This window comes from Pseudaeromonas sp. HNCC25DJ180, assembly GCF_055413345.1.
This window is the reverse complement of sequence record NZ_JBVAYF010000007.1, coordinates 44,730-69,199: the sequence shown is the minus strand read 5'-3', so window position 1 is coordinate 69,199 and position 24,470 is coordinate 44,730. Positions and strand designations below refer to the sequence as shown.

Sequence of the window (24,470 nt, the reverse complement as noted above, 5' to 3'; positions counted from 1 at the left end):
TGTCATGACGTTCAGCCTCAAGGCAAGTGGGAATGGTGAGCTTACCAATCTATGCCTTGCTGGGCTTTGACTCCGGCATCGAAGGCGTGCTTGACGTTTTTAACTTCGCTGACGGTATCGGCCAGATCCAGCAGGGCACGGTGACAGCCGCGGCCTGTGATCACCACATGTTGCATGGGGGGACGGCTGACCAAGGCTTCCAGCACCTCATCCAACTCCAGATAGCCGTAGGCCACCATATAGGTGAGCTCATCGAGCAGGACCAGATCCAGGCTGGGATCTTGGAGGTGCAGCTTGGCTTGTTGCCAGACCGCCTGGGCGGCCTGCATATCGGCGCTGCGATCCTGGGTTTCCCAGGTAAAGCCGGTCGCCATCACATCGAAATTCACCCCGGCAGATTCCAGCAGCGTCCGTTCGCCGCAGGCCCAGTTACCCTTGATGAATTGGATTACGGCTGCTTTTAAACCGTGACCGACGGCGCGACAGACGGTACCAAAACCTGAGGTGCTCTTGCCTTTACCGTCACCTGTGATGACTATGAGTAAACCGCGCTCCTCCTGGGCTGCGGCGATGCGGGCATCGACCTGCTCTTTGAGTCGTTGTTGTCGTGCCTGATGGCGCTCGTCGCGTGTAGCCAGATCTACCATTACATCTCTCTCCAGTGGTCAGTGAACAGACGCTCTAATCGCGCCATGTCCAGATGTTGCTCTACACTCTGTGCCAGCCTGGTGATGGCGGCCAGTTGCTGGGTCTGGTAATCAACCGGCTGGGTGACGCAGGCGCCAGCCCAGCGGGCAATGGTTTGCAAGGCCAGGGGGGCATCCAGCAGGCCATGCAGATAACAGCCGGCTATCTGCCCATCCGGGCTCTGCCAGCCATCGAATTGACCGAGCGCTAACTGCAGCAGTGGTTTGTGGCCGGCATCTACTCTGGCTGTCGTCTGGCTTTGCCCAAGATGGATCTCGTACCCACTGACGGCGACGGCTTGTTCGCCCAGCAGCAAGTGGCCTTGGGTCAGGGTCAGCTGTTTTTGTGCCTTGAGCTCGGTATGGATGGGTAACAGCCCCAAGCCCCGGCTACTGCCTGGCGGACCTTCCAGGCCCAGCGGGTCGGCAATCGTCTCGCCCAACATCTGATAGCCACCACAGATACCAAGCAGCTTGCCGCCATAGCGTAAGTGGCGCCGCAGTGCCGCCTCCCAGCCCTGTTGGCCGAGTTGGGCCAAGTCATCCCTTACGTTCTTGCTGCCAGGAAGGATCACCAAGTCACAGGGCGGAAGTGGCTGCGATAAGGGAACAAACTGCAGATCAATCTCTGGATGCAGGCGCAGGGCGTCGAAATCGGTGTGATTGCTGATGCGCGGCAGCACGGGTACCACCACCCGCAGTTGAGTGGTGCCAGCGCGCTGTTGGGTCAGGATGGCATCCTCGGCGGCAATATCAAGCCCATGCAAATAGGGCAGCACACCGAGCACGGGTTTGCCGGTTTTGTGCTCCAGCCAGCGCAGGCCGGATTCCAGCAAACCTATATCTCCGCGAAATTTATTGATCACAAAGCCTTTGATGCGCGCCTGTTCGCTGGGTGAAAGGAGTTCCAGCGTTCCGACGAGCTGAGCGAAGACGCCGCCTCGGTCGATATCCGCTATCAGGATCACAGGGCAATCGGCGACTTCGGCAAAACCCATGTTGGCAATGTCACCGGCGCGCAGGTTGATCTCGGCCGGGCTGCCGGCACCTTCGACTATGATCCGGCTGTATTGCTGCAACAGTCGTTGATGGGAGGCCAGTACGGCGGTCATGGCGACCTGCTTGTAGTCGTGATAGGCCTGAGCCTCCATGTCGGTGATGGCATGGCCATGGACTATGACCTGACAACCTGTGTCCGAGTTGGGTTTGAGCAGTATGGGGTTGAAGTCAACATGGGGGGGGAGCCCGGCCGCCAGGGCTTGTACTGCCTGAGCTCGGCCTATCTCGCCCCCGTCGGCGGTGACGGCACTATTCAAGGCCATATTCTGGGGCTTGAAGGGGGCAACATTATGACCGGCCTGGGCGAAGAGGCGGCACAAGGCCGTCACCAGCAGGCTCTTGCCCGCATCCGAGCTGGTGCCCTGGACCATCAGGGTCTGATTGGCCGGACGGTTCATGGGGTGAGCCCCGGCAGCAGATGACCCGCTAACTGGCGGATCTGTATCGTGGGAGCGGCCTCGCCGTACCATATCTGCAGCCGGGTCAGGCTGCCATGGGGAATAGCCAGTCGTTGGTGATACTCTCCCCGCCGCCAGTCGGCAAACAGCAGCCCAGCCAGTAACTGACGGATCACGCCGCCATGGCAGATCACCAGCAAGGATTCACTTTGAGCCTGTTGCAGCAGCCGCTGCCAGGCGTGGGTCACTCGCGTATGAAACGCCTCGAGGGATTCAGATCCCGGCAACGGATGGGTGGTGGGGGCACTCCAGAAGCGTTCCAGCTCATGCCAATGGGCGCCCAGCTTGTCAAACGGTACGCCATCAAATTCGCCAAAATCCATCTCGGCCAGTTCGGGCCAGCTCTCCAGTGGCAAGTAATGGTGTGTGGCCAGAGCCTGGGCCGTCGCCAGGCAACGCTGACGAGGTGAGCTGATGATCCGTTGCCAGGGTAGGTTATTCATCTCAAATAGCGGCACGAAACTTTGTGCTCCCGCTTCACTCAAGTGAGGGTCACTGCGACCATGCAGGGCGGCGGGCCCCGCGACTGCCCCATGGCGGAGTAAATCAATACGCCGGGTGGTGACGACACTCATGCTGACTCCTTTTATAAATTAGGGCTTATTTGAGCATTAAGGGTAAGCCTGCGGCCACAAACACGACCCTATGGGCTTGTTGCGCTATGGCCTGGTTCAGACGGCCGGCTTCATCGACAAAGCGTCGGGTCAGCTCCCCAAGCGGTATTATGCCTAAGCCCACTTCATTGGCGACAAGCAGGATCTCGCCCTCCGCCTGGTCCAGCGTTTGGAGTAACTGAGCAAACTGCTGCTGCAACTGGGTATCGGGGAGGGGCGCTCCCTCGGCATCATGCAGCAGATTGGTCAGCCAGAGGGTCAAGCAGTCGACCAAGAGACAGTGATCGGGCCCGGCATGGCGGATAATGGCGTCGGCCAAGAGGCGAGGGGCTTCCACCAGTTGCCAGTGGACGGGGCGATCATCCTGGTGCCGCAGAATACGCTCCTGCATCTCGTGATCCAGGGCGGTAGCGGTGGCCATATAGATCACCTGCTTACCACTTTGCTCCGCCAGACGCATGGCCAACGCCGACTTACCAGAGCGGGCTCCGCCCAGGATTAAGGTAACTATTGCCATCAGTGCCACAACTCCTGAGTCAGGGCCTTGAGCCAGGGGGCCGCCAGGCTCATCTGTTGATGTTGCAGCAGCAGTAACACCAGGTAGCCACTCAGTTCGGCCAGCTGTTGTGCCGCCCCTAAACAATCACCGGTATAGCCACCAATCTGCCGGTTCAACCAGCGTTTGAGCCAGAGGCGCAGTGCCAGCGCGGTCACGATCAACAGCCCTGCGGCCATGGGCGTGAGCAGGATCAGCGGCAGCAAGCCACAGATCAGCAGCCAGAGCAGATCGGCCCGATCCTGATCTTGCGCCAGGGGCTTGGCTTTACTGGGCTCATCGCGCACATAGCTCATGTCGAAGATGAGGCTTCCGGCCAGGGCCCGAGAGGCCGCATGCAGGCAAAATAGCGCCAGTAGGCCATCGCCTAATGCCCGGGCGCTGATCTCGCTGAGTGCCACGAATTTGATCAGCAGGGCCATGATGAGGGCTATGCTGCCATAACTACCAAGCCGGGAGTCTTTCATGATCTCCAGCTTCCGCTCACGGTTCATCCCCCCCCCTAAGCCATCACTCATATCGGCCAGGCCATCCTCATGAAAGGCACCGGTCAGTTTCAGTGTGACTACCATGCTCAGGAGCACAGCCATGGCGATGGGAAAAAGTTGCGCCGCCAGCCCCAGGCTAACCAGTGCCAGGCTGCCAATGACCCAGCCCACTAGCGAGAAGTAGCGGCTGGCATGGTTGAGGAGTTCGGCGGAGAAGGGGGTCTTCGCCGGGATGGGCAGGCGGGTGAAGAAGGCGAGAGCCAGCCAAAAGTAGGTGCGCTGAGTGGCCAGCCATGCCATCACACTGTCACCCCGGCACTTTCAAAACTGGCCATGTCGTTGTAGAAGGCGCAGGCCGCCCGCAGCAATGGCAGCGCCAACACAGCGCCTGTGCCTTCGCCTAGACGCAGGCCCAAATCCAGCAAGGGGCGGGCGCGCAGGCTCTCCAGCATCAGGGTATGGCCCCCTTCAGCCGAACCATGGGCAAAGATCATGTAATCGCGACAGCTCGGGGCTATTCTCACCGCCAGCATGGCGGCGGCGGTAACGATGAAGCCATCGATCAGCATGGCAATGCCAGCTTCTGCGGCCCCCAGTATGGCCCCGGTGATCTGGGCAATCTCAAAACCGCCCAATTCGGCCAACAGGGTGAGGGGGTCATGCTGCTGATATGGCTGACCGAGGCGCTGTACGGCTTGAGCGACCAGTTTCTGCTTATGCTGTAACTGGCTTTCAGTGATCCCGGTACCGCGTCCTACGCAGGCGGCTGTCGGTAGTTGCGTCATGGCGCAGAGCAGGGCTGCAGCTGAACTGGTATTGCCAATGCCCATCTCGCCAAAGGCCAGTAGCGAACAACCGTCAGCGGCTTGGGCTTTGGCAAGCTCGGCCCCCAATTTGACTCCCTGTTCGGCTTGCAAAGCGGTCATGGCCGCTTGTAACGACAGATCGGCGGTGCCGGCGCCCAGGCGCTGCACAATCAGCCGACCATCCACTATGGGCTCTAATATGCCGGCATCAATCACCTTGAGCCGCATGTCGTTGGCCTGACAAAAGCAGTTGACGGCGGCGCCTCCGGCCAGAAAGTTGAGCACCATTTGGCGAGTGACGGCGCTGGGGGCTATGCTCACCCCTTGTTGTGCTATGCCATGGTCGCCAGCAAAAACCAGCAGTGTCGGTTTGTCTATGCCAATCTTCTCGCGTTGCTGGATGAGCGCCAGTTGCAGAGCCAACTCCTCAAGGCGGCCCAAGGCGCCAAGGGGCTTGGTTTTTTGATCGATGCGAGACTGAATTGCGGTTTCTTGATGGTGAGCCAGGGGGGCGATGGCGCAAGCGCGGGGCATAGTCGAATCCTTTTGCTGACAATGCAAACGAGTAGGCGGCTATGTTACTGGAACCGTTGCTATTTTTCTTGTGATAGCCTCGATAATTACGAGTGAAAGCGAAACGGGCTTTTATTGGCCGTGAACGAAGTTGTCAGGTAGGCGGAGTGAGGTGCAAAAAAACACCCCGAATAAACGGGGCAAAAGTGTGAGAAATCAATGAGGGCGTAGAGCAGAGCGTTATCTCATCAGAGTATAAAGCCAGCGACTCCTCACCCTCGTGTCTCTTATACCGCGAGTAGCGTCGGTGAAAAGAGAGCTGTTTCACCCTTTACCAGCTTTTATTAAGAAAGTGGATGTATGCGGTTTCATTTGGTGCAATAAACAGCCCACCTCGGATTGATGTGGGCCCCGGTATTATCTAGACGGGCCTTTCAGGGCACTGGCCTATGAGTTGAATCTCTCCTGCTTCGTCCTCTTGCTCCAGGCTGACACCAAACCCCCATAACTTGTGCAGATGTTTGAGCACTTGGTGCCGGGAGTCGGCGAGGGGGATCCGATCATGAGGTACATAGCGCAGGATCAGCGATCTATCGCTCTTCAGGGCCACGTTGTAGACCTGAATATTGGGCTCCAGCTGGCTGAGGTTGTACTGCATGGCGAGTTTTTGCCTGACCAGGCGGTATCCCTCTTCATTATGGATGGCACAGATGCGGAGCTGGCTCTGTTTGTCGTCATCATCAATGGCAAAAAACTTAAAATCCCGCATCACCTGCGGGCTCAAGAATTGGCTGATAAAGCTCTCATCCTTGAAGTTCTCCATGGCAAAGTGCAGGGTGGTCAGCCAATCACTGCCGGCGTAGTCCGGGAACCACTGCTTGTCCTCCTTTGTGGGATGTTCGCAGATCCGGCGCAGATCCCGGAACATGGCAAACCCCAGGGCATAGGGGTTGATGCCCGAGTAGTGGGGGTTGTTATAGGGGGGTTGATAGACCACATTGGTATGATTATGCAGAAACTCCATCATGAAACGGTCGGTGACCAAGCCTTCATCATAGAGGTGATTGAGTATGGTGTAATGCCAGAAGGTGGCCCACCCTTCGTTCATGACTTGAGTCTGTTTTTGCGGGTAAAAGTATTGGCTGATCTTGCGTACTATGCGAATGATCTCTCGCTGCCAGGCCTCCAGCATGGGGGCGTTTTTCTCAATAAAATAGAGCAGGTTCTCCTGAGGCTCACTCGGGAAGTGCACGTCCTTGTGGTCGGTTTGATCCCGTGGCTTTGGCAGGGTACGCCAGAGCTCATTGACTTGAGTTTGCAAATACTCCTCACGGCGCTTCTGCCGCCGTTTCTCCTCGGCTAATGAGATCTTCTGCGGGCGTTTATAGCGATCAACGCCGTAATTCATCAAGGCATGGCAGGCATCCAGCAACTGCTCCACGGCCTCAACACCATGTCGCTCTTCGCATTCGCTGATGTAGTGCCGGGCGAAGAGCAGGTAGTCGATGATCGAACTGGCATCGGTCCAGGCTTTAAACAGATAGTTGTCATGGAAAAATGAGTTATGGCCATAGCAGGCATGGGCCATTACCAGCGCCTGCATGGGCAGGGTGTTCTCTTCCATCAAGTAGGCAATGCAGGGGTTGGAGTTGATGACGATCTCATAGGCCAGCCCCATCTGTCCGCGCTTGTAGTGTTGATCGGTAGTGATGAATTTTTTGCCAAAAGACCAGTGATGGTAACCTATGGGCATGCCAACGCTGGAATAGGCATCCATCATCTGCTCACTATTGATCACCTCAATCTGATTGGGGTAAGTCTTGAGGCGGTAATGCTCCGCGACTCGGGCAATCTCTAGCTGATAACGCTCAAGGAGTGGGAAGGTCCAGTCCGGGCCATCATCCAGCGGGGTCTGACTACGTCGTTCCGGCATAGATAATTACTCCTTAATCTAGGCAACCTGTTTTTTGAAGAGCTCGCGAAATACGGGGTAGATATCCTCGACCTTGCTAATGTTCTCCATGGCAAAGTAGGAGTAGAGCTGGGCCACCCCTTCATATTGGTACCAGAGGCTCTGGTGAGCGCGATTGGTGATCTCTATGTAGGCATAATGCCGCACCAGTGGCATCAGCTCGTTTACCAAGATCTCCTTGCACAGGGGGGAGTCATCGGCCCAGTTATCGCCATCTGACGCTTGGGCTGCATAGATATTCCACTGCTCGGCCGGGTATCGGGCTTTCACTATGTCACTCATCAGGCGCAAAGCGCTGGAGACTATGGTGCCACCCGTTTCCTGGGAGTAGAAAAACTCCTGCTCATCGACCTCTTTGGCCTGGGTGTGGTGGCGAATAAACACCACCTCCACATTTTTGTAGCTCCGGGTTAAAAACAGGTAGAGCAGCACATAGAATCGCTTGGCCATCTCCTTGGTGGCCTGATCCATGGAGCCGGAAACATCCATGAGACAAAACATCACCGCCTGGCTGGAGGGGATGGGGCGCTTGATAAAATTATTGAAACGCAGATCAAAGGTATCGATAAAAGGGACCGCCGCGATCCGCTGTTTTAGTGCAGCTATCTCCTGCCGCAGCAGCATCAGCTCAGAGAGCGCGGCACCAGCAAGCCGTTGCGCCTCAAGGCGTTGCTCTAACTCGGCCAACTTGCGTTTCTTTCCCGCCTGCAGGGCTATCCGTCTGGCCAGAGAGTTTTGCAACGACTTGACTATGTTGATATTGGCGGGTACCCCATTGGAGGTGAAGCCTGCCCGATAACTTTTCATCTCCACTAGCTTGTTGATCTGGTTTTTCTCCAGATTAGGCAGCTCCAGCTCATCAAACAGCAGGTCCAGATACTCATCCTTGGAGATCTCGAAGACAAAATCATCATCGCCCTCTCCACTGTCACTGGCATCCCCCTGACCGGCTCCTTGGCCGGAGGAGCCGGATGGACGAGCCACCTCATCGCCAGTGACAAAGCGATCATTGCCCGGATGGACTATCTCTCTGTGCCCCCCTTTACCCTGATGGAAAACGGGCTCGGTAAGGTCTTTGCTGGGAATAGAGACACTCTCACCCTGTTCGACATCCTGGATACTGCGCTTGGTGACAGCATCCGTGACCGCCTTCTTGATCTGGTTTTTATAGCGGCGGATAAACCGTTGCCGGTTTACCGCACTTTTATTCTTGCCATTCAACCGTCGGTCGATGAAATGCGCCATACCCCTACCTCCACCGAGCCGTTAGCTGGATTTACGCACTCGCAAATACCATTCCGACAGTAAACGGACCTGCTTGCGGGTGTAGCCCTTATCCATCATGCGCTCGACGAAATTCTCATGTTTACGCAGATCCTCGGCTGAGGTCTTGGTATTAAACGAGATAACGGGGAGTAGCTCTTCGGTGTTGGAGAACATCTTCTTCTCGATGACGGCGCGCAACTTTTCATAACTGGTCCAGTTGGGGTTGCGCCCGGCATTATTGGCGCGAGCCCGGAGGACGAAGTTGACGATCTCGTTGCGGAAGTCCTTGGGGTTACTGATCCCGGCCGGTTTTTCAATTTTTTCCAATTCGGCGTTCAGCGAGGCCCGGTCAAACAGCTGACCGGTTTCAGGATCCCGATATTCCTGATCCTGGATCCAGAAGTCGGCATAGGTGACATAACGGTCGAAGATGTTTTGTCCATATTCAGAATAGGACTCAAGGTAAGCGGTCTGGATCTCCTTGCCGATGAACTCCACATAGCGAGGAACCAGATAACCCTTGATAAATTCGATATATTTATCATGGAGTTCTTGCTGGAATTGCTCGCGCTCAATCTGCTGCTCTAGCACATAGAAGAGGTGCACGGGATTGGCGGCGATTTCGGTGTGATCAAAATTGAATACTCGCGAGAGGATCTTGAAGGCAAAGCGAGTGGACAGCCCCTCCATCCCCTCATCGACCCCGGCATAGTCGCGATACTCCTGATAAGACTTGGCCTTGGGATCGGTATCTTTGAGGCTTTCGCCATCATAAACCCGCATCTTGGAGAAGATACTGGAATTTTCGGGTGTCTTCAGCCGCGATAGAACGCTGAACTGGGCCAGATATTCAAGCGTGCCGGGAGCGCACTTGGCATGGGCCAATTCACTGTTAGCCAGCAGTTTCTCGTAAATGTGCACCTCTTCCGAGGCGCGTAAGCAATAGGGCACCTTGACGATATAGACCCGATCTAAAAAGGCTTCATTATTTTTGTTGTTGCGGAACTGCTGCCACTCGGATTCGTTGGAGTGGGCCAATATGATGCCTTCGAAGGGGAGGGCGGAGAGTCCTTCGGTACCGTTGTAATTGCCCTCCTGGGTCGCAGTGAGCAGCGGATGCAGCACCTTGATGGGCGCTTTAAACATCTCCACAAACTCCATAATCCCCTGATTGGCTCGGCATAAGGAGCCGGAATAGGCATACGCATCAGCATCGTTCTGGGCAAAGTGCTCTAGCTGACGAATGTCCACCTTGCCGACAAGGGAGGAGATGTCCTGGTTGTTTTCATCACCGGGCTCGGTCTTGGCGATGGCGACCTGATCGAGGATCGAGGGATAGATTTTTTCGACCCGGAATTGGCTGATATCCCCGCCAAGCTCATGTAAGCGTTTGGCCACCCAGGGGGAGATGATGCTCCTGAGATAGCGCTTGGGAATGCCATACTCCTGCTCAAGCAGGGCACCATCCTCTTGGGCATCAAATAGGCAGAAGGGGTGATCATTGACCGGGGAACCCTTGATGCGATAGATGGGCACTTTTTGCATCAGGGCCTTGAGTTTTTCGGCGAGCGATGATTTTCCCCCGCCAACGGGCCCAAGCAGATAAAGTATCTGTTTGCGCTCTTCCAGCCCCTGGGCCGCGTGTTTGAGATAGGCGACAATCTGCTCGATAGCCTCTTCCATGCCATAAAAATCTTTAAACGCGGGGTAACGAGGGATGATGCGATTGGAGAAGATGCGGCTCAGGCGAGGAATATGGGAGGTGTCCACCATTTCCGGTTCACCAATGGCAATGAGCAGGCGTTCAGAAGCCGAAGCGTAGCAGCTCTTGTCTAGCTTACAGAGCTCAAGAAACTCTTGCAGGCTGTACTCTTCTTGCCGCGCCGCTTCATAACGACGCTGGTAGTGATCAAAAATGCCCATTTTCTTACCCCCATGACTTCAACGGCCAGCCAGTCTCAAACAATTGGCTCATAACGGCAGTGAATACCCTGCTAAATAAGCCTAGTTGAGTTGGGATCTGGCTGTAAATTCAGACACAAAGAAATAGGTTTTCCTGAGCCAGCCCTAAGCGGTGCAGCGTGGGTTCAGGTCATATTTTTTTCAATCGCTTACCATCGTTTTGCCACTCTGAGCTGTGATTGTCAAAGAGTTGTCGAAAAATTTTCGGTTGGGAGGATGAGCCATACCTGTCATTTCCCTTTTTGTAATCGGGTTGCCTTTAGTGGGATTAAATTGCGCTAAACGATGATTGTCTGTAACTGTTGAATGTGTTGAATGTGACAGGCTGTCAGCTTTGCAATGAGCAAGCTGGAGGTTGTTAGCTACAATCGAAAGAAGAGTGTTGCGTGTCATGTACGCTGTTGTGGGGTGTGCGAAGCAGGGCTCTGTGTGGCTTGTTGGCTGAGATCAGGCTCATATGTCGCATGACAGTCATTAATTGGGGTGAGACATGAGCGTTTGGTTATCTATTTTATTAATATTGGTTTGCCTATGGATCGTCTGGTCAGAGATCAAGCTACCCGCGCCCTGGTCATATCAAGTCAAGATCCACCCTGGTTGGTATTGCCGCTTTCCCGATGCAACTAGCGATGAAGTTCGTTATTTTCTTGAGCTAGTCATGGAGTCATTTGTGTTCGGTTCATCATATCAGCTCAAGTTGCATCCAGATCAATCGCTGCTTTCGATATATCAGACCATAAATCCCATCGGGAAGGTAGATGAGTCACTGGAGATGGAATCACTGGTTATGCTCATGGAAAGAGAGTATGGCTGTGAGTTATCCGCAACTTGGGATAATAACCTGACTCTGGCTGGGCTTTTTGCCAAAGTCAGGTACGTTAATCCGGTAGGACTAAGCCAGCAAACTCTGCCTATCAGGCCAAGCGCCAATTAAACTCTGTCGCCGGTTCTTCTTGTGATTTTTGCTGCCCGGCCGCCTGCCACAGCGGCAAAAAAAGTTCTTCCATTGCCTTGGCTCGAGCAAAATCGAACATTCCCAGCCGGTGAGCTTCCTGAGCATTGATGTTGCCCTGAACACAATCGACAAAATGTTGCATCACTCTGTGATTGGCTCGGATCCAGGGGTTATCCTCAACGGGTTCGCCGGAGGTGATCGCTTGCGCATCGGCTAATAGAGGATCGAACCACCATCCACGTTCAGGGCGGAAACCTCCTCTTAACTGATAGGCATTTTTGTTGCCGACGATAGTCAGATCAAAATGTAATCCAGGCATAGGCCAGTCACAGAGCAAGATATCAAACAGCGCTCCCTGGCAAGTGAGTTGCACCGATAGACTATTACCCTGACCGAATTGCACGCCCTGCCATTGAAAATCATCAAACAGCGTGTATAAAAACGAAAATGGATGGACGACATCTTCAACAAACCATTCCACCGGTGTTTTCGGATAGGGTAAATTCACTCCGACGACTAAACAGATCCGATTTAATTCTCCCAGATGACCAGAGCGGATCTCCTGACTAAGCCGTTGAGCCGTATCCAAGTGGGGGAATGGATAGCTGATATACAGGCAATCATGTCGCAGGGCATTAAATTGTCCCCGGTTATCAGGCGTCAGGCCCAGAGGTTTTTCACAGAGTACAGCTTTATGCTGAATTGCTTGCAAATAGCCAAGGTGAGTCGAGGTGGGGGTGGCAATGGTGACCAGATCGCAGGGGGCTAACAGAGAGAGTTCTGTGCCTGAGCTGGGGATCTGCTCTTCCCCCGCGATCCGAGTGACGAGTTGTTTATCCTGCGCCATGAGGGTGCTCACTTGACAGCCTGCTTGCCGCAAGCCCGCTATATGCACGCGCCCCCAATTGGTACCAACAACGCCGGCTTTTATTTCATCCCGTTGAAAATTAAACATTTGTGCTCCATATGGGCGCTTATATGCACCTCTACCATATAAATGGATTTATATGAGCCTAAATGTTAATGGCAGCAAGTTACGATTTCAAGTAAAAGCTTTATTCTTTACACTTCTTTGCTGTTGTGGCTTCGTCCGGATATCTCGTTAAGTTTGATGACCAAATACAAGACAGAAACGGGCCCCTCCTAATGGACTGGACTCTATGATGATATGCCCTTTATAGGCATGAATAATTTCTACTGCTACCGCTAAGCCAATGCCTTGACCGGGACGAAGTGTATCCATACGCACGCCACGCTGTAGTATTAGCTGACGTCGATTATCGGGCACGCCCGGGCCATCATCATCCACAGTAATGGTTAATAAATCGTTGGCACAATGCACCTGAATTTCGACGAATTCGAGGCAGTATTTACATGCATTTTCAATGACATTACCTACCACCTCCAGAAAGTCATTTTTGTCTCCGGCGAAAGTAATCTCAGGGCTGACATCTAATTGGATGTCCACGCCTTTACGATCGTACACCTTGCGTAGTGCATTGCAGAGCGGATCCAATAAGCCACTTACTGAGTGGATCTGCCGGCTAAAGCCCAAATCAGGCCCACTGACCACGCGTCGCAAATGATAGCCAATTTGTTGAGAGATCCGGCTTATCTGCTCTTGCATCAAGGGCTCTTGCTCCGCCATCAACTGTGGATTGCCGCGTAGCGTCCGAAATGTGGTTTGCAGAACAGCCAGCGGGGTTTTTATGCTGTGCGCTAAGTCAGAGAGGCCGTGCCGATAGCGAGTAACAACGGAGCTTTGTTGCTGTAACAGCGCATTTAAATTGTTGACCAGGCGAGTTAACTCTCGTGGTGGAATATATTCCAGTGTATTGCTGTTGGTGCGCTCTAATTTAAGAACGGCCAAGGCCAGCTTATCTATGGGTCTAAGACTCCATTGGGCAACTAACCAGACAATGGGTAACATAATGAAAAGATTGAGAAGGGTGACGCCTTTAAAGGTATCCCAAACAACACTGTTATCCTGTTTTTCCTGAGGAACGGTATCAATGATCACGACTCTGAATATGGGAACATCAGGATTGGCACCATAGTGACTCACAACCAGAGAATACGTATATTCATCCAGTGGTTTGAATATATTATCTGATTCGGCTGGCAGCGGTTTACCATCTACACTATTCGAGCCTTGTAACGGGGTGGGACTTTCAATTTCATAAAAGCCCTCATTATTCAGCCAGTGGTTGGAGATCTGTCTGGTGAAGGAGGGGAGATAATCGGATGTCCATAGCAGTTTATTATTGGTGGCATAAATCCAAATTGAGAAATTTTTTTTCCGCAATTTCCGGGTGGGGGCATTAACTTGCAGTTTTCCCTGCTGGTAATCGACAAAGGTCATAAATAACTCAATTTCTTGAGCCATCTGACTCTGTGTGTTTTGCAGGGCCAGCCTATTGCTGCTAATGACCATGCTGGTTGCATAGATCATGGAGATGATCACCAGCGCCAAGGATGTGCCGAGGATGAACCGCAGCCTGAGTGAGTGAGGCGTCAACTTCATTTTGGAGTATCGAATCGGTAACCTTGCCCCCGCACGGTCTGGATGGGGTCATCTAACTCATCGACTTGAATTTTGCGACGCAGGCGGCCGATCAATACATCAATGGTATGGGACTCTTTTAATTCGGCATCGGCATATAACTGAAACATTAGGGTCTCTTTGCTGACCACCTCACCCGCGCGCCGCATCAGGTATTCCAGGATTTGGTACTCGAAGGCGGTCAGCTTGACCGGTTTGCCATGCATGGAAAGCTCTTTACGATTGAGATCCAGCTGGTAGGGGGGGGCCTGAATGGTGGATGAAGCGAGACCACTGGCTCGTCGCACCAACGCCTGGATCCGGGCGATCACCTCTTCAAGATGAAAGGGTTTGGTAACATAGTCATCGGCCCCAGCCTCAAGCCCTTGGACCTTGTCTTCCCAAGCATCCCGTGCCGTCAAGATCAGGATGGGGAGCGTAGCGCCTCTTGCACGCCAACGGCGAATGAGCGTCAAGCCATCTTCATCGGGCAAGCCTAAATCAACTATGGCCAGATCCAATTCATGCTCCTGACAAAAATAGTCAGCCTCTTTGGCATCCGCCGCACTATCTACTAGGTGCCCCGCATCCTGCAGTTGTACTGATAGGTGATGGCGCAAGAGCAGATTGTCTTCGACCAGTAAAATTCGCATAGCAAGGGTTCCAGATGTCGTGAGGGCGGCTATCATCATGCAACCATGGCTGACAACCCTAGGCAATATATTTTCACAATCAGTCTAAACGGACACTAAATCATTCATATAATTGGCATTCGAGCAATTTACATCGGCATCTGGCTTTGCTAGAAGATATACATGTCTTTGCGTACCAAGGAGTAGGAGTGCACCATGATTAAAGAATTTAAAGAGTTTGCCATGCGTGGCAATGTGGTCGATATGGCGGTGGGTATCGTGATTGGTGGTGCATTTGGCACCATAGTCAAGAGCTTGGTGGATGATGTCTTGATGCCACCGATTGGTCTGGTGCTCGGTGGGGTAGATTTCTCGGATTTTTTCATCGTACTCAAAGAGGGCGCTAAAGCCATTGCCCCCTACCACACCCTCGCTGATGCCAAAGCGGCAGGGGCGGTTACCCTCAACATTGGCCTGTTCGTTAACTCGGTGATCAGTTTTACCATAGTCGCGTTTGCTCTGTTTATGGTCGTTAAGGCCATGAACAAGTTGCGAATGGACAAGGCCGAGGCAGCGGTAGTGGTTACGACTAAAGCCTGTCCGCACTGCTGCAGCGACATCCCTTTGAACGCCAAGCGTTGTCCACATTGCACATCTGAACTGCTTTGAGCTGAATCGACGGCAGATTGTCAAAAATGGTGAGTAATGAGGGCGGTCTGATGACCGCCCTTTGTTTTAGCTATTAACGACCGTAATAGGCAGTGAAGCGGGTGCTGGCCAGCTCGTTGGCATGGATCATAAAGCCGACCAGAGCGGGCATGCTGCTGGCGGGTAGATCCAGAGCGGGGACCTTGAGCGCATGCAGGGTGAACTGGTAGCGGTGGGGTTTATCTCCCACGGGGGGGCAGGCACCGCCAAAGCCGGGCGGACCAAAGTCAGTAAGACTCTGTATCGCGCCGTCAGGTAGGCCCTTGCCATCGCCTTGAATATGGGCAGGCAGGGCGTTGCTCTTGGCCGGAATATTGAATACCACCCAGTGCCACCAACCGCTGCCGGTGGGGGCGTCTGGATCATAGACGGTCAATGCATAGCTCTGGGTGCCCTTGGGAGCCCCGTGCCAGCTCAAAGCCGGGGAAATATTGTCACCACTGCAACCAAAGCCGTTGAACACCTGCTTGTTGGTCAAGTGGCTCTCGGCCTTGATATCCGGGCTGCTGAGGGTGAACGTGGTGGGAGACTCGGCGGCTTGGCTGCTGCTTGCCAGCAGGCAGCCCAGCAGTAGGGCGAGTGGGTTAGTGGTGGTGCGGCGTGTCGACATTCTGATGCTCCAGATCTTCCCTGATGGGTGAAGCCTAAGTATGCCGCAACGGGCAGACGGGTGCTGTCCGCAAACGGTCATAGGCTGTGCGCAAACGGTCAAGTGGACGCTTTGTCCTAGTCGGCTCAGCGTTCACCCAGCTAGAGATCCGCCGTGACGGCCTCAAGCTCCTCGTTGAGCAAACCGCGATCCTGGCGCAGGGCGCTGGGGCTCATGCCATAGCGCTGGCGAAAGTTCTGACTAAAGCGAGATGGCGAGTGAAAGCCGCACTCCAGGGCCACCTGCAGCAGGGGCTGCTCACTGGTCATCACCCGGCTGAAGGCCTCATTCATGCGCAGCTCACTGAGCAGCTCGCTAAAACTGCTCTCCTCCTGGCGCAGGCCGCGTCGCAGGGTTGACTCGCTCATTCCCAGGCGCTGAGCTACTTCCTGGGCTTGCCAGGGGCGGGCCAGATCCAGATAGAGCAGCGTTTGCACTTTTTGCGTCAGGGTCAAGGGTTGCAGGTTAAACATAGGGGCCGCCAGACCTTGGGCGGCCAGGGTCAACAAGACGCCCTGCCAGGCGTGTTCGGTTTGAGCCTGGGCAAGGGGGGAACGCCCACTCTGACTGCGGATCACGCCCTGTAGGGCTTGGGCTAGATCTGGCGAGCAACGGAAACTGGGCTCGGCTTGCCAATGATCGGGCAGAGCCGGGGCATAGTGCTGCAAGAAGCGCTCACACCAGCGTCGAGGGGGTACAAAGATATCCGCCAGATAGTGATCCCTTAAGCCGGGCAGATTCTCCATCTCGAAGGCTTCACAGGCGGGCAGACAGAGACACGCGCCCTCCTCGCAACGCAGCGGGGTGCCGTGAGTCTGCAACTGCTTGGTGCCTTGTCGCACCCAGATGAGGGTAGGCGCCATAAAGGTGACCCGGTGCAGACGCTGATATTGCCGGGCCTCAAAGCGAAAGTGAACCGTGTGCGGCGATGTGGTGTGCTGGGGCATAGCTGTGTTATCCAGAGGCGAATGGCTTGGACGGTAACAAGGAATGGGGCCTGATGCCAGGCTGGTCGCTCCCTGGCCGGTAACAGTCTATCCAAGCCCCCGGTTTGCCCCTGCAGGCCATTCATGGTAGCCTTTTAGTCAATTCAACTCATAGAGTGGTGCTTTGGCGATATCCTGTGCGGCTAAATGGTTTCTGGCATCATGTGTCATGGTGTTGCTCCTGCTTTTATCAGATGGCTATTCTGATGACGCTGCGCGCCCACTTTCAGCCCTATCGCCAACCCACGCTCTGCAGCACATAGCGCCTGGCGAGAGCGAGCAGCACTACTCTGTGCCCTCGTCCTCGTCTCAAGAGCTGCTTATCGCCGCTGGCCCGGCTGCGCTGCATCTGGCTAATGGCCTGCGTGCCTGGCGGGGTGAGCCACTGCTCCGCACCAGAAGCGGTGAGCTGCCTGCGCCTTATCTCTTGCTGCATGAGTGGTCGATGAGCCTGGTGCTCTTGCTGCTATGCGGTTTAGCCCTCTCTCTTCCCCTTATCTACCAGAAACAGGCTTTCCAGAACTGCTTTAGTCAGTTCACGGCCTGGCACTGGAATCCTAAACATCTGCAATACCGCTTCTGTCACGCAAGCCTCTGAGCCTGCTGTTGGCAGGAGTTGGTTTGGTCGTGCCACTCTCTGGGTGATTGCTCTGCAACCTCTGAGTTAACAACGCCAAGACGCAACATGCGTTTTGGCTGAGTCTGCACCGGATCTGCTTTTTCTCCTGCCTCTTGTTCTGGCGCCCATCTCTGTGCTTTGGGGGCGCCGTGCCTTCTGTTTTTTACATGGACAAGACCATGACATTCAAAAAACCACGAGTTGCCCGGTTAAATCGCATGAGCCGGTGGCAATACGCTCTGTTGCTGTTGATGTTGTTTACCTTCAGTTTTTACTCCTTGCCCACCTTCTTTGGTGAGCAGCCGGCCCTGGGGCTTCATGCTGGCCAGGAGCAAGAGCGCTCACCCTGGATTGCTAGCGATGCCCAACGCCTGGCCGAGCAGGGCATAGTGCCGCAAAGAGTCATTACCAGCCCAGGCAAGGTGCAACTGGTATTTGCCAGCCAGGATGAGCAGCAGCGTGCCAAGCCCATACTGGAGTCTGCTCTGCCACCAGGCAGTAGCATCACCCTGGAGTATCATGCCAATGCGCCAGGCTGGATCCAGAGCCTGGGGGCGGCGCCCATCAAGTTGGGGTTGGATCTGCGCGGTGGCTCCCAGCTGCTGATCGGGGTCGATAGCGACTTCATCATAGAGGCGCAAACCCGCAATCTGATGGATACCCTGCGTAGCCAATTCCGGGAGGCCAAACTGCGTGGCTCGACCATCACGCGGCTGCCAAGTGGCCAGGTTCAGCTCACCCTTCCCGATAGTGACGACTTGGGGCCTTGGCTGGAGCAGGTGCGTCAGCATACCGGGGGGCAACCGGAAGTGTGGAAGTTGCAGCGTAGCGGCAACAAGCTAACCCTGAGCCTGACCGAGGCGGAACGTAACCAGCTGATCAACAATGGGGTCACCCAGAATCTGGCCATATTGAAGAAGCGGATCAACGAGCTTGGTATCACCGAAGCCTCGGTGCAGCGCCAGGGCCAGGAGGGGATCCGCATCGAATTACCCGGGGTACATAACCCTAAACAGGCTAAAGAGGTGATAGGGGCCACCGCTTCGCTGGCTTTCCATCAGGCTCGCGATGCCAGCTCCCCCTCGGCCAATGCCTTCTCCCTTACGGATCGGCAGGGGCGTCCTGTCTCCATGGTTCGGCAAGCGGTACTCAGCGGTGAACACATAGTCGATGCGCGTGCCAGCATGGGGGAGATGGGTCAGCCTCAGGTCAGCATCACGCTGGATAGGCTAGGCGGCGCCAAAATGAGCCAATTTAGCCGTGGCAATGTGGGGCAGGCCATGGCCACCGTCTTCACCGAATATTTGAGTGAGGCGGGTGGTCCCTTGCAGGCCCAGAGTGAAGTGATCAATGTTGCCACCATCCAGACGGCACTGGGTAATCAGTTTCGCATCACAGGGCTCAATAGTTTGGGTGAAGCTCAGGAGCTGGCCCTCTTGTTGCGAGCAGGCGCACTGACGGCTCCGCTTAAGATAATGGAGGAGCGCTCCATTGGGCCGACCCTGGGGATGCAGAATATCGAGGCCGGTTTTAGCGCCCTGCTGTTTGGCATGGCGGGCATGATGATCTTCATGTTGCTCTGGTATCGCAAGTTTGGTTGGGTGGCGATCATAGGCCTGGTGGCCAATCTCTTGATGCAAGTCGGCTTGCTGGCGCTGCTGCCTGGGGCTGTCTTGACGCTTCCCGGTATCGCCGGTCTGGTGCTGACTGTGGGCATGGCGGTTGATACCAATGTGCTGATCTTCGAGCGTATCCATGATCGCTTGCGTGAAGGGGGGAGTCTGGCCAATGCCATCGACTTTGGTTATCGCTCGGCCTTTGGCACTATCTTTGATGCCAACATCACCACCCTGATCTGTGCCGTAGTGCTCTACGCCATCGGCTCCGGCCCCCTGCAGGGCTTCTCCATTACGCTGATCCTAGGTCTGCTTTCCAGCATGATCACCGGCATTTGGGGTACCCGCGCCATCATTAATCCAATCTGGGGTCAGAGTACCCGCAAGCTGTTGAGGGTATGATCATGATTAATAAGTTATTGCAGATCAGTTTGACGCGTTGGCGCTATCTGGGTTTGGCTCTTTCGGCCCTTTTAACCCTGGCTTGCATCTGGATCTTGGCGACCAAGGGGCTGCATCTGGGGTTGGATTTCACCGGTGGCATACTGCTGGAGATGAAGATCCAGACACTAAGCTCTGCCGCCGAACTCAATGGGATGCTCTCTCCCGCCCTGGCGCAACTCATCCAGCTGCAACCGGCGGGTATGCCTGGTGAGTGGCTGATCAAGCTGCCACCCCAGGAGCTGATCTACAATGCCAGTGAGCTGGTTCAGCAGCTGAGCCAGGAGCTGGCTCTGCCGGTGGAGCTCTCTCGTACCACCATGGTGGGGCCTCAGGTAGGCGCCGAACTGTTTGAGCAGGGGATGCTGGCTCTTCTGGTGGCCTCTTTGGCGATTTCGGGCTATCTGGCGCTGCGTTTTGAGTGGCGTCAGGCCATGGGGGTGCTGTTGTCTGTGATCCATGATGCCCTGGTAGCGTTGGGTTTATTGTCTCTGCTGCAGATCGAGTTTGATCTCAATGTGATAGCAGGTTTGATGGCGGTGATAGGTTATTCACTCAACGACAGCATAGTGATCTCCGATCGCTTGCGTGATCTGCTTCGGGCCAAGGCCAGTGGCGATATCTACGCCTGCTCGGATCGGGCCATCAAGGCTACCTTCACGCGGACCCTGATCACCTCGGGGACGACCCTATTCACGGTTGGGGCCCTACTGTTGTTTGGTGGCGAGGCGCTGTATGGTTTCTCCTTCACGCTGTTTGTGGGCATTCTGGTGGGAACGCTCTCTTCCATCACCATAGCCTCTACGGTGCAGGAGCTGCTGGGGCTGTCGACCCGCGCCTATGATAAGGAGCAGATCCCTGTTTCAGAGGTCGAAGTGATGTAGTCGGAGTGCGACCGACAAGCAAAAGGGGCTCATTATGAGCCCCTTTTTTGATCCGCTAGGCTGATCAGCTTACCAGATGGGTTGGGTCAGGAAAGGGTTGCTTAGGCGCTCCCGCCCGAAGGTGGAGTTGGGGCCGTGGCCGGGAATAAAGGTGATCTCATCGCCCAAGGGGAGCAACTTCTCATTGATGGAGCGCAGCAGCTCGGCATGGTTGCCTTGGGGAAAGTCAGTGCGGCCGATAGAGCCCTGGAATAATACATCGCCGACCAGTGCCAGCTTGCTAGCCTGGCTGTAAAACACCACATGACCCGGGGTATGACCTGGGCAGTGGAGTACCTGCAGAGTCTGGTTACCGATCTGCACTTGCTCCCCTTCGCTTAACCAGCGATCCGGGCTGAAGGCTTCGGTCAGCGGAAAACCAAACATCTCCGATTGGGCGGGCAGGGCTTGCAGCCAGAAGGCATCGGCCTGCTGGGGCCCGACAATGGCTGCGCCGCTTTGCTGGCGCAACTCATCGGCCGCGCCCACATGATCCAGATGACCGTGGGTGAGCAGTAGCTGTTTTAGAGTGAGCCCGCGCTTTTTCACCTCAGCCAGCAGGCGCTGGGTTTCGCCGCCCGGATCGACCAGTGCCGCTTCGTTGGTTTCATCACACCAAAGCAGGGTGCAGTTTTGCATAAACTGGGTCACGGGAAGTATTTGATACTTGAGCATGGCGGTTCCTGAGCAAAAAATAGGGAGGTCATGGCGGATTCTACCTTGCAATGACCCTGGACTGTAGTTGTGTTATAGGGTCAACGATCTACGTTCAAAGGCATGAGCCAAAGCCTGTGCCACTTGGCCATGGCTCTCGGCACACCAGTGCAGCCCATCGGGCAAACTCAGCAACAGGGTGGTAGGATCCACAGCGGGAAGATGCCACTGCTTAGCGGCGGCCAGCCATAGGGCAGGCAGTTGCTGTGCTTCGGTTTGAGTGCCGGCAAAGAGCGTCTGCCACCCAGCTTGCAACTGACCCAAAGGTGAGGGGGTCAGCAGCACCAGGCGGCTAGCGGGGCTGAGTTGTTGCCAGAGCTGAAGATAGTGAGCCAATGTCTCCACGGCTTGCTGGGCTGTGCTGCCGGCCGCCAGATCATTGATCCCCAGCGCGAGCACTATGAACTCTGGCTGTTGAGCCAGTGCCTGTTGCCACTCCCTGAGACCACTGCATAGCCCTTGCTCCGGGCGTTCAGCCAGCAGGGTGCGCCCGGGTTTTCCCTCGGCTTGTAGCGAGCAGTGGAGAAGGGCGGCCAAGCAGTTTGGCCAGCGGATATCGGCGGCATAACGGCCGCCTGCGGGGTTGAAGCCCCAGGTATTGGAATCGCCAAAACAGAGCAGCATGGTCATTTTCAGGCTGGATAGGAGAAGGGGTACTCTAAGTCAGAAGTGGTGAGCCCGTCTTTAATTTGGATCAGATACAATCGTTATCAGGCGTAAGCTGAATCTTCGCGGTTTACTCGTAGTCAGGGCGTTCTTCCTCTCGTGCCTGCTGGCACTCATATCCCCCCATGGCAAAATCACGACAGATCTGGGGTCTTTGCTCATAGATGGTACAGAGCATGGTGTTGCGATCCAGGGCAACACACCAGCCATCTTCCCCTTTTGCCATGAAAGAGAGGCCACTGGCATCATCAATGATGAAGCGTTCGGGTACCAGTGGGTCGCAAATCACCAGCACGGGCATGCGACAGCAGCAGGCTGAACAATTCGCGCAGGTGATCTCGGCAGAGAGCGGAGGAGTGCCGCTGTTGATATGTGACATGAGTTCTCTATATGGGTAACGTCCTGACTCAGTGTTGCGGCTGGCCAAGAAAAGAGTAGAGGCCGCCGTAGCGGCCTTAAGACGTATAGACCAATTCGTCAGTTTAAATTTGCTACGGCAGATTTTGGGTCGTCCTTATGACGCTTTTCTGCACGTTTTTCTTTAAATGAACGGGTTGGTTTTTTCTTATCTTCGCGTGTTGCGTGGTGTGCCTTACTCATCATGTTGCTCCGGTATGAGCAAACGTCGGTCGGTCAACACAAGGTCGCGACTGATCGGCTGAGCCTGCTCAGTGGCTGATTGATTCAGAGAGTATCTGAACCGGATGTCGTGTTACTCACTCCCAGCTGATTGTTCAGGAGCATGGGGCTTATACAGCACCATGCTAATAGCATACGCCAATATTGGCCGGATCCCCACAGCGTCAGCTGGCAATAATGAATTGCTCTGTGACGATTGACACCCCTTACCCTTGTAATCTGTGTATTAAAGCCCAGTTGTCGGCCGAGGTGACTGCTAGCCTAGATATTAATGAGGTCATTCAGGGTGGTCTCTGCTGTGGTCTGTTCGCCTTAACCTGATAAGGGATGAATCATGAGTGATGTCGCATTATCAACCAGCCTATTGGCACTGGTTGCCGTCTTGGGGTTATGGATTGGTTCCTGGCGTATCTACGGGGTGGGGTTGGGCATTGGCGGTGTGCTGTTCGGTGGCATCATAATCGGCCACTTCGTGGGTCGCTATAACCTGCAACTGGACACCCATACCCTGCACTTCATCCAGGAGTTTGGCTTGATCCTGTTTGTCTACACCATAGGCATCCAGGTCGGGCCGGGGTTTTTTTCGTCGTTGCGTACCTCAGGCTTGAAACTCAATGCCTTTGCCGCCCTGTTGGTGGTGATGGGGTTTGTCGTCGCCTTTATCTTATACAAGCTGTTTGATGTCCCGTTACCCGCCATTCTCGGCACCTATTCGGGGGCCGTCACCAATACCCCCTCTCTGGGGGCGGGCCAGCAGATCCTGGCGGAGTTAGGGGCGCCGGCTGAACAGGTTGGCACCATGGGCATGGGCTATGCGGTGGCCTATCCCTTCGGTATCTGTGGCATTTTGCTCACCATGTGGTTGGTGCGGCTCTTCTTTCGCATCAATATCGAGCGCGAGGCGCGAGATTTTGAACAGCAGAGTGGTCAGCGCCGCAGTAACCTGCACACGGTCAACATCGCCATTCGCAATCCTAATCTTGATGGCCTCATGTTGCAGGAGATCCCCAACCTGGAAGATGGTCAGGTCGTCTGCTCCAGACTCAAGCGTGGGGAAGCCCTGATGGTGCCTCGAGCCACCACCCGCGTGCAGTTAAACGATCTGCTGCATCTGGTGGGGGAAGCCAGTGTGTTGAAGCGGGTGCAACTGGTGATCGGGGAGGAAGTGGAAACGTCACTCTCGACCCAGGGCACAGATTTGCGGGTAGTACGGGTGGTGGTGACCAACGAGCAGGTACTGGGCAAGTCGATCCAGGAGCTGGAGTTGAAGGAGAAATATGATGTGGTGGTCTCCCGTCTCAACCGGGCCGGGGTTGAACTGGTGCCAGGTAACCACTCTACCCTGCAGTTTGGCGATATTCTCAACCTGGTAGGGCGCCCAGAAGCCATAGAGTCGGTCAGCAGCATAGTGGGTAATGCCCAACAAAAATTACAACAAGTCCAGATGCTGCCGGTGTTCATCGGTATCGGCTTGGGGGTGTTGTTAGGCTCGGTGCCGTTTTACATACCTGGTTTCCCGGCTGCCCTGAAGTTAGGTCTCGCCGGCGGCCCCTTGGTGGTAGCACTCCTCCTCTCGCGCATTGGCAGCATTGGTCATCTGTATTGGTTTATGCCGCCGAGCGCCAACCTGGCGCTGCGCGAGCTGGGCATAGTACTGTTTCTCTCTGTGGTGGGGCTGCTCTCTGGGGGACGCTTCGTTGACACCTTGGTGGAGGGGGACGGTCTCAGCTGGATGGGCTATGGCATCCTGATCACGCTGATCCCGTTGCTGACGGTGGGCATTCTGGCCCGCGTATTTGCCAAGATGAATTACCTGACGCTATGCGGCCTGCTGGCTGGCTCCATGACGGATCCGCCCGCTTTGGCCTTTGCCAATGCCTTGCACACCAATAGTGAGGCGTCGGCGCTCTCTTATGCCACCGTCTATCCGCTGGTGATGTTTTTGCGGATTCTCTCCCCCCAGTTACTGGCAATCCTGCTCTGGGTGGGCAGTTGAAGCC

Annotated in this window: 23 protein-coding genes; 6 read left to right on the top strand and 17 right to left on the bottom strand. The window is 55.0% G+C overall.

The genetic code is table 11. The annotated features are described in order from the left end of the window. Positions 1-41: 41 nt before the first annotated feature. The 9 genes from cobO to ACZYTD_RS07935 all read right to left on the bottom strand — a co-directional run bounded on the left by cobO (position 42) and on the right by ACZYTD_RS07935 (position 10,341). Positions 42-647 (bottom strand): cob(I)yrinic acid a,c-diamide adenosyltransferase, encoded by a 606-nt coding sequence (cobO, locus tag ACZYTD_RS07975; protein ID WP_463891057.1) that lies wholly within the window; start codon positions 645-647, stop codon positions 42-44. Then, positions 647-2,143, bottom strand: a complete 1,497-nt coding sequence (locus ACZYTD_RS07970; RefSeq protein WP_463891055.1) for a cobyric acid synthase — start codon at positions 2,141-2,143, stop codon at positions 647-649. Before ACZYTD_RS07970 ends, cobO begins: the two co-directional genes overlap by 1 nt. Next, positions 2,140-2,778 (bottom strand): histidine phosphatase family protein, encoded by a 639-nt coding sequence (locus tag ACZYTD_RS07965; protein ID WP_463891051.1) that lies wholly within the window; start codon positions 2,776-2,778, stop codon positions 2,140-2,142. The genes ACZYTD_RS07970 and ACZYTD_RS07965 overlap by 4 nt, the downstream gene beginning before the upstream one ends. Positions 2,779-2,803: 25 nt before the next feature. Then, entirely contained in the window at positions 2,804-3,334 is a 531-nt protein-coding gene (gene cobU / locus ACZYTD_RS07960; RefSeq protein ID WP_463891049.1) for a bifunctional adenosylcobinamide kinase/adenosylcobinamide-phosphate guanylyltransferase, read from the bottom strand. Continuing rightward, a complete protein-coding gene (locus ACZYTD_RS07955) occupies positions 3,334-4,161 on the bottom strand; it encodes an adenosylcobinamide-GDP ribazoletransferase (RefSeq protein ID WP_463891262.1) in 828 nt (275 codons plus the stop codon). Before ACZYTD_RS07955 ends, cobU begins: the two co-directional genes overlap by 1 nt. After that, complete coding sequence (cobT, locus tag ACZYTD_RS07950; protein ID WP_463891047.1) at positions 4,161-5,201, bottom strand: nicotinate-nucleotide--dimethylbenzimidazole phosphoribosyltransferase; 1,041 nt, start codon at positions 5,199-5,201, stop codon at positions 4,161-4,163. Before cobT ends, ACZYTD_RS07955 begins: the two co-directional genes overlap by 1 nt. 400 nt (positions 5,202-5,601) lie before the next feature. Beyond that, on the bottom strand, positions 5,602-7,113 hold the full coding sequence (locus ACZYTD_RS07945) for a SpoVR family protein (RefSeq protein WP_463891045.1): 1,512 nt from the start codon (positions 7,111-7,113) through the stop codon (positions 5,602-5,604). Positions 7,114-7,131: 18 nt separating this feature from the next. Beyond that, positions 7,132-8,397, bottom strand: a complete 1,266-nt coding sequence (locus tag ACZYTD_RS07940; protein WP_463891042.1) for a YeaH/YhbH family protein — start codon at positions 8,395-8,397, stop codon at positions 7,132-7,134. A 21-nt stretch (positions 8,398-8,418) separates the two neighbouring features. Then, positions 8,419-10,341 (bottom strand): PrkA family serine protein kinase, encoded by a 1,923-nt coding sequence (locus tag ACZYTD_RS07935; RefSeq protein ID WP_463891039.1) that lies wholly within the window; start codon positions 10,339-10,341, stop codon positions 8,419-8,421. A 529-nt stretch (positions 10,342-10,870) separates the two neighbouring features. Here ACZYTD_RS07935 and ACZYTD_RS07930 point away from each other — a divergent pair. Continuing rightward, entirely contained in the window at positions 10,871-11,314 is a 444-nt protein-coding gene (locus ACZYTD_RS07930; RefSeq protein ID WP_463891036.1) for a hypothetical protein, read from the top strand. Here the strand turns inward: ACZYTD_RS07930 and ACZYTD_RS07925 are convergent. The 3 genes from ACZYTD_RS07925 to phoP all read right to left on the bottom strand — a co-directional run bounded on the left by ACZYTD_RS07925 (position 11,295) and on the right by phoP (position 14,530). Then, on the bottom strand, positions 11,295-12,290 hold the full coding sequence (locus tag ACZYTD_RS07925) for a Gfo/Idh/MocA family protein (RefSeq protein ID WP_463891034.1): 996 nt from the start codon (positions 12,288-12,290) through the stop codon (positions 11,295-11,297). The genes ACZYTD_RS07930 and ACZYTD_RS07925 overlap by 20 nt on opposite strands. Before the next feature lie 147 nt (positions 12,291-12,437). Continuing rightward, the gene (phoQ, locus tag ACZYTD_RS07920; RefSeq protein WP_463891032.1) at positions 12,438-13,859 is read right to left on the bottom strand and encodes a two-component system sensor histidine kinase PhoQ; all 1,422 of its coding nucleotides are present in this window, start codon (positions 13,857-13,859) and stop codon (positions 12,438-12,440) included. Next, the gene (gene phoP / locus ACZYTD_RS07915) at positions 13,856-14,530 is read right to left on the bottom strand and encodes a two-component system response regulator PhoP (RefSeq protein WP_463891031.1); all 675 of its coding nucleotides are present in this window, start codon (positions 14,528-14,530) and stop codon (positions 13,856-13,858) included. The genes phoQ and phoP overlap by 4 nt, the downstream gene beginning before the upstream one ends. Before the next feature lie 195 nt (positions 14,531-14,725). Between phoP and mscL the strand changes: the two genes are divergently transcribed. Further along, on the top strand, positions 14,726-15,178 hold the full coding sequence (mscL, locus tag ACZYTD_RS07910) for a large-conductance mechanosensitive channel protein MscL (RefSeq protein ID WP_463891029.1): 453 nt from the start codon (positions 14,726-14,728) through the stop codon (positions 15,176-15,178). Between the two features lie 73 nt (positions 15,179-15,251). On the opposite strand, the gene ACZYTD_RS07905 is transcribed toward mscL, so the two are convergent. Together ACZYTD_RS07905 and ACZYTD_RS07900 are read right to left on the bottom strand one after the other, a co-directional pair. Then, positions 15,252-15,827, bottom strand: coding sequence for a YbhB/YbcL family Raf kinase inhibitor-like protein (locus ACZYTD_RS07905; RefSeq protein WP_463891027.1), 576 nt, complete (start codon positions 15,825-15,827; stop codon positions 15,252-15,254). 140 nt (positions 15,828-15,967) lie between these two features. Next, positions 15,968-16,813, bottom strand: a complete 846-nt coding sequence (locus ACZYTD_RS07900) for a helix-turn-helix transcriptional regulator (RefSeq protein WP_463891025.1) — start codon at positions 16,811-16,813, stop codon at positions 15,968-15,970. A gap of 214 nt (positions 16,814-17,027) precedes the next feature. Here ACZYTD_RS07900 and ACZYTD_RS07895 point away from each other — a divergent pair, with 214 nt between their 5' ends. From ACZYTD_RS07895 to secF, 3 genes are all read left to right on the top strand, one after another. Continuing rightward, positions 17,028-17,450, top strand: a complete 423-nt coding sequence (locus ACZYTD_RS07895) for a hypothetical protein (RefSeq protein WP_463891023.1) — start codon at positions 17,028-17,030, stop codon at positions 17,448-17,450. A 239-nt stretch (positions 17,451-17,689) separates the two neighbouring features. After that, positions 17,690-19,489, top strand: a complete 1,800-nt coding sequence (secD, locus tag ACZYTD_RS07890; RefSeq protein WP_463891020.1) for a protein translocase subunit SecD — start codon at positions 17,690-17,692, stop codon at positions 19,487-19,489. A gap of 2 nt (positions 19,490-19,491) precedes the next feature. Beyond that, complete coding sequence (secF, locus tag ACZYTD_RS07885; protein WP_463891017.1) at positions 19,492-20,412, top strand: protein translocase subunit SecF; 921 nt, start codon at positions 19,492-19,494, stop codon at positions 20,410-20,412. A 69-nt stretch (positions 20,413-20,481) separates the two neighbouring features. On the opposite strand, the gene ACZYTD_RS07880 is transcribed toward secF, so the two are convergent. The 3 genes from ACZYTD_RS07880 to ACZYTD_RS07870 form a co-directional block, all read right to left on the bottom strand. After that, positions 20,482-21,126, bottom strand: a complete 645-nt coding sequence (locus tag ACZYTD_RS07880) for an MBL fold metallo-hydrolase (RefSeq protein ID WP_463891015.1) — start codon at positions 21,124-21,126, stop codon at positions 20,482-20,484. Between the two features lie 72 nt (positions 21,127-21,198). After that, positions 21,199-21,789, bottom strand: a complete 591-nt coding sequence (locus ACZYTD_RS07875) for a GDSL-type esterase/lipase family protein (protein ID WP_463891012.1) — start codon at positions 21,787-21,789, stop codon at positions 21,199-21,201. 112 nt (positions 21,790-21,901) lie between these two features. After that, positions 21,902-22,210, bottom strand: coding sequence for a YkgJ family cysteine cluster protein (locus ACZYTD_RS07870; RefSeq protein WP_463891009.1), 309 nt, complete (start codon positions 22,208-22,210; stop codon positions 21,902-21,904). A 594-nt stretch (positions 22,211-22,804) separates the two neighbouring features. On the opposite strand from ACZYTD_RS07870, the gene ACZYTD_RS07865 reads away from it, so the two are divergent. Further along, a complete protein-coding gene (locus ACZYTD_RS07865) occupies positions 22,805-24,466 on the top strand; it encodes a putative transporter (RefSeq protein ID WP_463891006.1) in 1,662 nt (553 codons plus the stop codon). Positions 24,467-24,470: the final 4 nt, after the last annotated feature.